11 protein-coding genes are annotated in these 10,445 nt (G+C 72.2%); 8 read left to right on the forward strand and 3 right to left on the reverse strand.

The window, feature by feature from the left end:
- Window positions 1-28: 28 nt before the first annotated feature.
- The 4 genes from dhaK to DI005_RS25315 all read left to right on the forward strand — a co-directional run bounded on the left by dhaK (window position 29) and on the right by DI005_RS25315 (window position 4,705).
- The gene (dhaK, locus tag DI005_RS25300; RefSeq protein WP_112271191.1) at window positions 29-1,030 is read left to right on the forward strand and encodes a dihydroxyacetone kinase subunit DhaK; all 1,002 of its coding nucleotides are present in this window, start codon (window positions 29-31) and stop codon (window positions 1,028-1,030) included.
- Entirely contained in the window at window positions 1,030-1,653 is a 624-nt protein-coding gene (gene dhaL, locus DI005_RS25305) for a dihydroxyacetone kinase subunit DhaL (protein ID WP_113643831.1), read from the forward strand. The genes dhaK and dhaL overlap by 1 nt, the downstream gene beginning before the upstream one ends.
- A complete protein-coding gene (gene dhaM / locus DI005_RS25310) occupies window positions 1,650-2,327 on the forward strand; it encodes a dihydroxyacetone kinase phosphoryl donor subunit DhaM (RefSeq protein WP_113643832.1) in 678 nt (225 codons plus the stop codon). The genes dhaL and dhaM overlap by 4 nt, the downstream gene beginning before the upstream one ends.
- A gap of 599 nt (window positions 2,328-2,926) precedes the next feature.
- A complete protein-coding gene (locus tag DI005_RS25315) occupies window positions 2,927-4,705 on the forward strand; it encodes a 3-hydroxyacyl-CoA dehydrogenase family protein (RefSeq protein ID WP_113643833.1) in 1,779 nt (592 codons plus the stop codon).
- Between the two features lie 4 nt (window positions 4,706-4,709).
- Here the strand turns inward: DI005_RS25315 and DI005_RS25320 are convergent, their stop codons facing one another.
- The gene (locus tag DI005_RS25320; protein WP_112271344.1) at window positions 4,710-4,922 is read right to left on the reverse strand and encodes a zinc ribbon domain-containing protein; all 213 of its coding nucleotides are present in this window, start codon (window positions 4,920-4,922) and stop codon (window positions 4,710-4,712) included.
- Between the two features lie 45 nt (window positions 4,923-4,967).
- Between DI005_RS25320 and DI005_RS25325 the strand changes: the two genes are divergently transcribed.
- Window positions 4,968-6,101, forward strand: coding sequence for an alkaline phosphatase family protein (locus tag DI005_RS25325; protein ID WP_113643834.1), 1,134 nt, complete (start codon window positions 4,968-4,970; stop codon window positions 6,099-6,101).
- A 197-nt stretch (window positions 6,102-6,298) separates the two neighbouring features.
- The gene (locus DI005_RS25330; RefSeq protein ID WP_112271197.1) at window positions 6,299-6,586 is read left to right on the forward strand and encodes a hypothetical protein; all 288 of its coding nucleotides are present in this window, start codon (window positions 6,299-6,301) and stop codon (window positions 6,584-6,586) included.
- Between the two features lie 370 nt (window positions 6,587-6,956).
- Here DI005_RS25330 and DI005_RS25335 read toward each other — a convergent pair whose 3' ends face one another.
- Window positions 6,957-7,469 (reverse strand): GNAT family N-acetyltransferase, encoded by a 513-nt coding sequence (locus DI005_RS25335; protein ID WP_113643835.1) that lies wholly within the window; start codon window positions 7,467-7,469, stop codon window positions 6,957-6,959.
- 38 nt (window positions 7,470-7,507) lie between these two features.
- Here DI005_RS25335 and DI005_RS25340 point away from each other — a divergent pair, with 38 nt between their 5' ends.
- Window positions 7,508-8,266, forward strand: coding sequence for an alpha/beta fold hydrolase (locus DI005_RS25340; protein ID WP_113643836.1), 759 nt, complete (start codon window positions 7,508-7,510; stop codon window positions 8,264-8,266).
- Here the strand turns inward: DI005_RS25340 and DI005_RS25345 are convergent.
- Window positions 8,254-9,099, reverse strand: a complete 846-nt coding sequence (locus tag DI005_RS25345; RefSeq protein WP_113643837.1) for an aminoglycoside phosphotransferase family protein — start codon at window positions 9,097-9,099, stop codon at window positions 8,254-8,256. The two genes, DI005_RS25340 and DI005_RS25345, sit on opposite strands and share 13 nt — an antisense overlap.
- A 126-nt stretch (window positions 9,100-9,225) precedes the next feature.
- Between DI005_RS25345 and DI005_RS25350 the strand changes: the two genes are divergently transcribed.
- Window positions 9,226-10,445, forward strand: a 1,220-nt coding sequence (locus DI005_RS25350) for a cbb3-type cytochrome c oxidase subunit I (protein ID WP_113643838.1), incomplete at its 3' end; no start/stop codon positions are given.

The raw sequence follows: 10,445 nt of genomic DNA on the forward strand, positions 1-10,445 counted from the left end.
CCGCACATAGCCGTGGCTGGAGGTACGCATGAAGAAGATCATCAACGATCCGGCGACCGTGGTCACCGAGTCACTGCGAGGGCTCGCCGCCGCGCATGCCGATCTGCTCCGCGTCGGCTACGACCCCGACCACGTTGTGCGTGCCGACGCGCCCGTGAGCGGCAAGGTCGCGGTCATCTCCGGCGGCGGCTCGGGGCACGAGCCGCTGCATGGGGGGTTCGTCGGTCCCGGGATGCTGCATGCCGCCGTTCCCGGCGCCGTGTTCACCTCGCCGACACCGGACGCGGTGCAGGCCGCCATCTCGGCGACCACCGGTGAGGCCGGTGCGCTCTTGATCGTCAAGAACTACACCGGCGACGTGCTCAACTTCGAGACCGCGGCCGAGCTGGCCTCGGCGGAGGAGCTCGACGTGCGCAGCGTCGTGATCGACGACGACGTCGCCGTGGCCGACTCCACGTTCACCGCGGGCAGGCGCGGGGTCGGCGGCACGGTGCTACTGGAGAAGCTCACCGGCGCCGCCGCCGAGCGCGGGGACAGCCTCGACGACGTGGAGGCGTTGGCGCGCAAGGTGATCGGCCAGGTGCGCTCGATCGGCGTCGCGCTGACGGCGCCCACCGTGCCGCACGTCGGAGAGCCGAGCTTCGACCTGGCCGGCGACGAGATCGAGTTCGGCATCGGCATCCACGGCGAGCCGGGCAGGGAACGCATCAAGGCGGAGCCTGCCGACTCGCTGGTGGAGCGCATGATCTCGGCCGTGGTCGAGGACGTGCCCTTCGGCGACGGCGACGAGGTGCTGCTGTTCACCAACTCCATGGGGGCCACCCCGCTCATCGAGCTCTACCTCGCCCACGGCATCGCGGAGCGCCTGCTCGCCGAGCGTGGCATCCGGGTGACGCGCAGACTGGTGGGGCCGTACATCACGAGTCTGGAGATGCAGGGGATCAGCGTGACACTGTTGCGAATGGACGACCAGCTCACCGAACTGTGGGACGCACCGGTCAACACACCGGCGTTGCGGTGGGGGATGTGATGGCCTGCGATGCAGCTGCCGTCGCGGCCCTACTGCGGGCAGGGGCCGCCACGATCGCCGAGCACAGGGTGGAGCTGACCGACCTCGACCGGCCGATCGGTGACTCCGACCACGGCGAGAACCTGAACCGCGGCTTCACCGCCGTCGTGTCCACGTTGGACACGGCGGTTCCGGAGACGCCGAGTGGCGTGCTCAAGCTCGCGGCAACCACGCTGATCTCCAAGGTCGGCGGTGCCGCGGGTCCGTTGTACGGCACGGCTTTCCTGCGTGCCGCGACGACGCTGGGCGACAAGTCCGAACTGGACGCGGCCTCGGTGGTCGCGGCGCTGCAGGCCGCGCTCGCCGGGGTGGTGGCGCGCGGCAAGGCCGACGTCGGCGACGCGACGATGGTCGACGCGCTGAGCCCCGCCGCCGCGGCTGCGGAGGCCAGCGAGAACAACGGGATAGCCGGGTTACTGGCGGCCGCGGCGGACGCCGCCGACCAGGGCGCGCAGTCCACGGTGCCACTCGTCGCGCGCAAGGGCAGGGCGTCCTACCTCGGCGAGCGCAGTGTCGGGCACCTCGATCCCGGCGCCCGCTCGACCGCGCTGCTGTTGCGGGCCTTCGCCGAGGCGGTGCGATGAGGGTCGGTCTCGTGGTCGTGTCGCACATTGCGCGGCTGGCCGAGGGCGTGGTGGAGCTGGCGGCGCAGATGGCGCCCGACGTGACGGTGCTCGCCGCCGGTGGCCTGCCCGACGGCGGGGTCGGCACCGACTACGACTCAGTGGTCGCCGCCGTGCAACGTGCGGACTCCGGGGCCGGGGTGGTGCTTCTCTACGACCTCGGCAGCGCGCAGATGACCGCCGAGCTGGCCGTGGAGAGCCTGGCCGATCCGGGGTCGGCCGTGGTCGTCGACGCCCCGCTCGTGGAGGGTGCCGTGGCTGCCTCGGTCGCCGCGCAGGGTGGTGCCGATCGCGCCGCCGTCGCCGAGGCCGCGGCGTCGGCGGGAGCGCCGCCCGCCGTCGAAACCGGCCTCGCCCCCGAGGCCGGTGCCCCGCAGACCACGCGACTGACCTTGCACAACGAGGTCGGCCTGCACGCTCGGCCCGCAGCGCTCCTGGTGCGCAGCATCGCCGGGCTCGACGCGGACGTGCGGATCCGGCTCGGCGACGACGAGGCGGACGGGCACAGCGTGCTCGCGCTCATGTCCCTCTCGGCGCGCAAGGACGACACGATCGACGTCAGCGCCACCGGACCCCAGGCGGGTGAGGCCATCCGGCGGATCGAGGCGCTCGCCGAACGGAACTTCGACGAGTAACGGCGCAGTTGTGCGTCATCCGGCAGGCCTTCGACACGATCGACTACCGCGGGACTGCTCGCCGAGCGCTCGCTGACCGAGGTGGACGCGAACGTCGAGACTCCGGTGCCGGGGTTCACGGCCTGCGACGTTCTTGGCGTGCACGTCGGAAACCACGGTGCAGCCGTCGCCGGGACGGCGGACGTCCACCGGTGCCGAGAATGCGGACCCGCGCTCTCGAGCGGTCTCACCGGGCAGCGGTTCGAGGAGCCGGGGGCTCCCCGCACGTGGCGTCCGCGAGACGATCGGCTCCCCTGCAGCGAGTGCGACACCCTGGAGCTCGCGTCCCGTACGGGCCGTTGCCCGGCGTCGGGGACGGCTGCGCCAGGGCACAGGAGCCGGCCGAGCCGGTCTGGCCGAGGTCGCACCCGTTACTCAGACGGCAGCGCGAGGTCGCGGCGGTGTTCGTGCGGGCAGGCGGCCGTGCGATGTGGCGCGTGCGCTCGCGAACACGGCGTGGCCGAAGCCGCCCCGGCCTGATTCGATTCCGTACTGCTTCCCGATCGACGGCGTGGGACCATCGGAACTCTTACTCATCGGTAACCCTCGTGGAGGCGGCCGTGGCACGTGAGTTCTCGACCGTGGGAGTCGTCGGCCTCGGCACGATGGGCTCGGGCATCGCGGAGGTACTGGCCAGGAGCGGCCTCTCGGTGATCGCCGTCGAGGTCGACGACGCGAGCCTGGCCAGGGGCCGTGGGTACCTCGAACACTCCACCGACCGCGCGCTCGCGCGGGGCAAGCTCGACGAGCAGGGGCGCGGGCAGCTGCTGGAGCGCGTCCGCTGCACCACGTCGCTGACCGACCTGGCCGAGGCGGACCTGGTGATCGAGGCGATCCCGGAGAGCCTGGAGCTGAAGGCCGACGTGTTCGCACAGCTGGACAAGATCACCCGCCCGGACACGATCCTGGCGTCCAACACCTCCTCGCTGTCGGTCACCGAGATCGGCGTGCACACCTCGCGGCCCGGCAAGGTCGTCGGGATGCACTTCTTCAACCCGGCGCCGGTGCTGAAGCTCATCGAGGTCGTGCGCACGGTGGTCACCGAGCCGGACGTGGTGGCCGACGTCGTCGCGTTCGCGCAGCGGCTCGGCAAGACACCCGTGGTGATCGGCGACCGCGCCGGGTTCATCGCCAACGCGCTGCTCTTCGGCTACCTCAACCACGCCGTCGAGATGTACGAGCAGCGCTACGCCACGCGCGAGGACCTCGACGCGGCGATGCGGTACGGCTGCGGCTACCCGATGGGCCCGCTCGCGCTGCTCGACCTGATCGGTCTCGACACCGCCTACGAGATCCTCGACACGATGTACCACCAGTCGCGCAACCGGCTGCACGCTCCGGCGCCGCTGCTCAAGCAGATGATCACCGCGGGGCTGCTCGGCAGGAAGACCGGGCGCGGCTTCTACGCCTACGACGAGCCGGACTCGCCCACGGTCGTCCCGGACGGCGCGACGCCCGTGGCGTCCACAGCGGGCCAGCCGGACGTCCGGCCGGTGCGGACGGTCGCCGTGATCGGCACGGGAACGATGGCCACGGGCATCGCCGAGGTGTTCGCCAAGCGCGGCTACGACGTCGTGCTCCGGGCGCGCAGCGAGGAGAAGGCGCAGGTGTCGATCGGCCGGGTGCGCAAATCCCTCGACAGGGCCGTGGTCAAGGGCAGGCTCACCGAGGCCGGCGCCGAGGCCGCGCTCGCGCGGATCACGCCCGCGGTGGAGTTCGCGGAGCTGGCGCGCGCAGACCTGGTGGTCGAGGCCGTCGCGGAGGAGCTGTCCGTCAAGCAGGCGGTGTTCGCGGCGCTGGACGAGGTGGCCAGGCCCGGCGCGGTGCTGGCGACCACCACGTCGTCGCTGCCGGTGGTGGCGTGCGCGGCTGCCACCTCGCGGCAGAGTGACGTCGTCGGCATGCACTTCTTCAACCCGGCGCCGGTGATGAAGCTCGTCGAGGTGGTGAGCACGATCGCGACGGCACCGGACGTGGTGGCCACGGCCCACGCGGTGTGCGCCGACCTGGGCAAGCATCCCGTGCACTGCGGCGACCGCGCCGGCTTCATCGTGAACGCGCTGCTCTTCCCGTACCTCAACGACGCGGTGCGGATGCTGGAGGCGCACTACGCCGAGGCCGACGACATCGACACCGCGATGAAGGTCGGCTGCGGGCTGCCGATGGGGCCCTTCGAGCTGCTCGACGTGGTGGGGCTGGACGTGTCGCTGGCCATCCAGCGCACGCTGTACAACGAGTTCCGGGAGGCAGGCTTCGCCCCGGCACCGCTGCTGGAGCATTTGGTGACCGCGGGCAGACTCGGCCGCAAGACCGGCAAGGGATTCCGGGACTACACGTGAGTTCTCAGCCGCAGCCGCAGGCGCCACCGCAGCAGCCGCCTCCGCCTCCGGCGGGCACAGGCGCGCTCGCCGAGCCGGTGAGCGCCACCGTGGTGAGCAGCTTCACCGTGTCGTCGTGCCCCTCGGGGCAGCTCGCCGGCGAGCTGGACTCGCTCATCGGCCGGTTCAGCTCGAAGGTCGAGGTGCATTCCCGGCAGCGGTAGGCGTAGGTCGGCATGCGCACGATTATCGCCGCGCGCACCCGTGGTGGGAAGCTGGACCGGTGGATCTTCCGGTCATCGAACACGACACTCCGCACCTGAGCCGGGTGACCCCGTCGCTGCTCGCCGCGCTGGGCGTGCCCGGGTTCGCGGGCTCGCTGGACCTGCCGCCGGCCTCGCGCGCATGCGTACTGCTTATCGACGGTCTCGGCTGGGAGCTGCTCGACGCCCACGCCGGAGACGCGCCCGTGCTCACCGAGCTGCGGCGCGCCCCGCTGCGCGTCGGCTACCCGGCCACCACCGTTGCCGGGCTGGCCGCGATCGGCACCGGTGTCGCCTCGGGCGAACACGGCATGGCGGGGTACACCTTCGAGGTGCCGGGCGTCGGGGTGCTCAACGCGCTGCGCTGGTGCCGCCACCCGGAGGGTGGTGACCTGAGCGGGGAGCTGTCCGCCGAGCAGGTGCAGCCGATGCCGACGACGTTCGACCGCGCGGCGGCGGCCGGGCTCGCCACGAGCGTGGTGTCGTCGGCGAAGTTCGCCGGCACCGCGCTGACGAAGGCCGTCCTGCGCGGCGGCCGGTACGTCGGCGTGCACGCGCTCGGCGACCTGGCGGCCGCGACACTGGACGCGCTGCGTCCCGAGCGCGCGTTCTGCTACGCCTACCACAGCGAGCTCGACATGCTCGGCCACCTGTACGGCCCCGGCACGCCCGCCTGGCGGATGCAGCTGGCACAGGTCGACCGCCTCGTCGAGTCCATTGTGGATGGACTGCCCGCCGGGTCGGTGCTCGCCGTCGTCGCCGACCACGGCATGGTGCGGCTCGACGAGACGGTGCTCGACCTCGACGCGGTACCCGCGCTTGGTGACGGCGTCCGCGCGCTGGCGGGTGAGGTCCGCGCCCGCCACGTGCACACGGAGAACGGCGCCACGGCCGACGTGCTCGCCACCTGGCGCGAGCTCCTCGGTGACCGGGCGTGGGTCGTCGAGCGCGAGCAGGCGATCGAGCAGGGCTGGTTCGGCCCGCGCGTGGCCGACCAAGTGCGCCCGCGCATCGGCGACGTCGTCGCCGCGGCCCGCGGCCGCTCGGGCCTGCTGCGCCGGACGGCGGAACCCCTCGAATCGGCGCTCGTCGGCCAGCACGGCTCGTTCACCAGCGCCGAACAGCTCGTGCCGCTGGCACTCGCGTTCGGGTGAAGCCCCTTCCCGGTGCGTGCCCCGCCGCGCGGCGACGTTCGCGCGGAGGGCCCCGTCGCATGGCGAGCTGACCGAGCGGCTCGCCGACGTGGGCGTCGGTGAGGACGGTCCGCGCAGCCGGCCACCGTCGACCGTGCACCGGCCCGGCCTTCCTCCGGGCCGGTGACCGTCGCCGAGCACCCGATACCGTGGCGGTCATGCCCCGACGGAACCGCCAGCGGCGAGACGCGCGCACACTCGGCGTCGCCACCGGCTGGGCTCAGTCGGAGGCGGCGGACGACGGCGACTGGCTCGTGCGCACCGTGCCCGGCTCGCAGGCGACCAAGACCTACCGATGCCCGGGCTGCGACCACGAGATCCGGCCAGGCGTCCCCCACGTCGTGGCCTGGCCCGCCGACGAGACCGGGTCGGTCGCCGACCGGCGGCACTGGCACCGCGCGTGCTGGCAGGCGCGCCAACGGCGCAGGCCCACCCGCAGGCGCTGAGCGCACCGCAGAGCCTGAGCCCACCCGCAGGCGCTGAGCGCGAGCAGGCGCACCAATGGGCGCTGCCGCATCCGCAAGCGGCGGCCCACCCGCGGTGCCCGAGCACACCGCGGACCCGGGCGCACCGCGGGGCCTGGGCGCACCACCAAGCGGCGGCCTGCCCGCAGGCGGTGAGCGCACCGCAGAGCTTGAGCGCATCCGCGGGAGCAGGCGTGTCGACGGTGCAGCCGCATCCGCAAGCGGCGGCCCACCCGCGGGGCCCGAGCACACCCGGGCCCGGAGCGCGCGCCCCGGGGAGCCTGGGCGCACCACCAAGCGGCGGCCTGCCCGCAGGCGCTGAGAACACCCGTCGATATGAAGTTGTCGGCCCTCACGGCCGGCTGCGGTAGAACTTGGCGGGCACCCCCTCGTAGTAGTCCTCCTTGTACTCGGCGAACCCGAGCTTGTGGGCGATGCGCTGCGCGGGCACGTTGCCGACGTTGGTGACGATCACCACCGGCCGCTCCGGCACCGCCCGGCTCGCCCAGCCGACCACCGCGTTCGCCATCTCCAACGCGTAGCCCTTGCCCCACGCCTCCGGGCGGAACCGGTAGTACAGGTTCAGCACCGGCTCGCCATCGAGGTCCCTTGCCTGCACCCCGCCGACGCCGATGACGCGACCGGACCCGGCTTCCACCACCGCGACGTAGCCGAACCCGTGCTCGGTCCAGTGCCGCCGCCAGCCCGTGACCAGCGCGCGGGCGTGGTCGGCGGTGGCGGGGAAGGCGTCGTGCGGATGGGTCGCCGGGTCGGACTGGATCTCGACGACCGAGGGCAGGTCGGCCTCACGGAAGCGGCGAAGCACTAGCCGCTCCGTCCGGATCTCGCCCAGCTCGGGAGCCATGCACTGAAGCTAGCCGCCACCTCCGACAGAATCCGGGAATGGCAGATCTCCCGCTCGTACTCCTGCACGCCTATCCCGTCGACGCCCGGATGTGGAACGCCGTCCGCGAGCCCTTGGCCGCGCGGACCCGCGTGATCACGCCCGACCAGCGAGGACTCGGCCGGACGCCGCTGCCCGAATCGGACCGGGAGCCCAGTCTCGACGACGCCGCCCGCGACGTGCTGGTGCTGCTCGACAGGCTCGAACTGGAGCGCGTGGTGCTGGGCGGCTGCTCGATGGGCGGCTACGTGACGCTCGCCGTGCTGCGCGCCGCGCCGGAGCGGGTCGGCGGGCTCGTGCTTGTCGACACCAAGGCGACCGCCGACACCGACGAGGCGAGGGCCAACCGGCTGACCGCGGCCGAGCGCGCCGAGAGCGAGGGCACGGCGGGCTGGCTCGCCGACGCGATGCTGCCCAACCTGCTCTCCGAGGACACGCGCTCGTCCCGGCCCGAGGTCGTCGCCACCGTGCGCGAGCTGATCGACGCGCAGCCGCCCGAGGGCGTGGCGTGGGCGCAGCGGGCGATGGCGGCGCGCCCCGACTCCACCCAGGCGCTGCGCGAGGCGGGCGTGCCCACGCTCGTCGTGGTCGGCGAGCACGACGCCGTGACCCCGCCCGAGGCGGCCAGGGCGATGGCCGAGGCGGCCCCGGACGGCAAGCTCGTCGTCCTGCCCGGCGCGGGACACCTGACGCCGCTGGAGGCTCCCGAGGGCGTCGCCACGGCGATCCTGGACTGGCTGCCCGGTCAGGCCAGGTAGGCGGCCAGCGCCTCGCGGGCCTCGGCGAGCCGGTGCGGGAAGCGCCGGGCCACCACGAACCGCCAGCAGACCCCGAAGAGCCGCCGCAGCTCGGCGAACGGCGTCAGCCCCGCAGGGTCCGGACGGCCAGGGTAGGCGGCGAGCGCGGCGGCGCCGTCGATCAGCGACGTCCGCGCCAGCACCGCGAGGTCCCATGCGAGCGGACCGCGCCAGGTGTCCTCGAAGTCGGTCCACAGCGGGCCCTCGTCGGTGACGAGCAGGTTGCCGGGGTGGGCGTCGCCGTGCAGCGGCTGCACGGGCCCAGGCGCGCGGGCGATCGCCTCGGCGACCTCGCCGAGGCGGGTGCGCAGCGCGGGCAACGCGTCGCCGAGCTCGTCGGCGAGCAGGCCGAACATGCGGCGCAGCTCGGCGGCGGGCCCGTCCGACGGCAGCTCGCCGGGGTAGCCGCGCAGGGCCTCGTGGACCTGCGCGAGCGACGCCGCGACGTCCGCGGGAGCCGGCACCCGCGCGGGATCGTGACGGACATAACGCCAGAAAGTGACGGGCAGGCCTTTGACCAGGTGAGGGCCGGGCGGAGCGTCGGTGGTCGGCGGGACGACCGGCGCGCCGAGCCCGGAGAGGAATGTGGCCAGCCGCACATCGCGCGCGAGCCAGTCGGCGATGCCGGGCCGGGTCAGCAGGGTCGTCGCGGGCACCCTCGCGACCACGTGCCCCAGCCTCACCAGCACATTCGAGCGATCAGCGAGCACGACGGGCTCACCCGCGGGCAGGCCGTGCTCGCGGGCCGCCTCGACGGCGACGGCCACCGCCCGGGTGACGTACGGATCCCGCACGAGCCGATCTTTGCAGGCGGCTGGCAGGCCCGGAAACGCTCCGGGCTACGATCCCCCTAGCCAACGTGGGTCCCCCGCCCATGGCTGAGGAGCAAGGATCACGGGGTTCGAGAGCAGGAGGCAGGAGTGACGGCCGTAGCCCCCAAGCCGATCGCGACGCGTCCATACCCGGCGCACGAGTCGGCGAAGGGTTCGTACCTGCTGCGGTTGTTCCGCACGACGGACCACAAGCAGATCGGCATCATGTACCTGGTCACGTCGTTCGCCTTCTTCATGGTGGGCGGCGCGATGGCCATGCTGATCCGCACCGAGCTCGCCAGGCCAGGGCAGCAGTTCCTCTCGCAGGAGCAGTACAACCAGCTGTTCACCATGCACGGCACGGTGATGCTGCTGCTGTACGCGACGCCGATCCTCTTCGGCTTCGCCAACTTCGTGCTGCCGCTGCAGATCGGCTCGCCCGACGTGGCGTTCCCGAGGCTGAACGCGTTCTCGTACTGGCTGTACCTCTTCGGCGGGCTCATCGTGATCTCCGGCTTCCTCACGCCGGGTGGCGCCGCCGACTTCGGCTGGTTCGCCTACACGCCGCTCTCCGACGCGATCCACTCACCCGGAGCGGGAGCCGACCTCTGGATCACCGGGCTGATCGTCTCCGGTCTCGGCACCATCCTCGGCGCCGTCAACATGATCACGACGATCGTGTGCCTGCGCGCGCCCGGCATGACGATGTACCGGATGCCGATCTTCACCTGGAACATCCTGGTCACGAGCATCCTGATCCTGCTGGCGTTCCCGATCCTCACCGCCGCGCTCATGGGCCTGCTGGCCGACCGGCACATCGGTGCCCACGTGTTCGACCCAGCCACCGGCGGCGTGATCCTGTGGCAGCACCTGTTCTGGTTCTTCGGCCACCCCGAGGTGTACATCGTCGCGCTGCCGTTCTTCGGCATCGTGTCGGAGATCTTCCCGGTCTTCAGCCGCAAGCCGATCTTCGGCTACAAGGGCCTGGTCTGGGCGACACTCGGTATCGCGGCCCTTTCCGTGGCGGTGTGGGCGCACCACATGTACGCCACCGGCGCGGTGCTGCTTCCCTTCTTCGCCTTCATGACGTTCCTCATCGCGGTGCCGACCGGTGTGAAGTTCTTCAACTGGATCGGCACGATGTGGAAGGGGCAGCTGTCCTTCGAGACGCCGATGCTGTTCTCGGTCGGCTTCATCGTGACGTTCCTCTTCGGTGGTCTCACCGGCATCCTGCTGGCCGCGCCCGCCATCGACTTCCACGTTTCGGACAGCTACTTCGTGGTGGCGCACTTCCACTACGTGCTCTACGGCACGATCGTGTTCGCCAC

The sequence above is a fragment of the Prauserella sp. PE36 genome (assembly GCF_003311655.1).
GTDB lineage: Bacteria > Actinomycetota > Actinomycetes > Mycobacteriales > Pseudonocardiaceae > Prauserella_A > Prauserella_A endophytica.

What these genes read in the sequence shown, in the direction of transcription:
- dhaK (WP_112271191.1), top strand. Translation starts at nt 29, where the DNA reads ATGAAGAAGATCATCAACGATCCGGCGACCGTGGTCACCGAGTCACTG.
- dhaL (WP_113643831.1), top strand. Translation starts at nt 1,030, where the DNA reads ATGGCCTGCGATGCAGCTGCCGTCGCGGCCCTACTGCGGGCAGGGGCC.
- dhaM (WP_113643832.1), top strand. Translation starts at nt 1,650, where the DNA reads ATGAGGGTCGGTCTCGTGGTCGTGTCGCACATTGCGCGGCTGGCCGAG.
- DI005_RS25320 (WP_112271344.1), bottom strand. Translation starts at nt 4,922, where the DNA reads ATGCCGACCTACGCCTACCGCTGCCGGGAATGCACCTCGACCTTCGAG.
- DI005_RS25330 (WP_112271197.1), top strand. Translation starts at nt 6,299, where the DNA reads ATGCCCCGACGGAACCGCCAGCGGCGAGACGCGCGCACACTCGGCGTC.
- DI005_RS25335 (WP_113643835.1), bottom strand. Translation starts at nt 7,469, where the DNA reads ATGGCTCCCGAGCTGGGCGAGATCCGGACGGAGCGGCTAGTGCTTCGC.
- DI005_RS25340 (WP_113643836.1), top strand. Translation starts at nt 7,508, where the DNA reads ATGGCAGATCTCCCGCTCGTACTCCTGCACGCCTATCCCGTCGACGCC.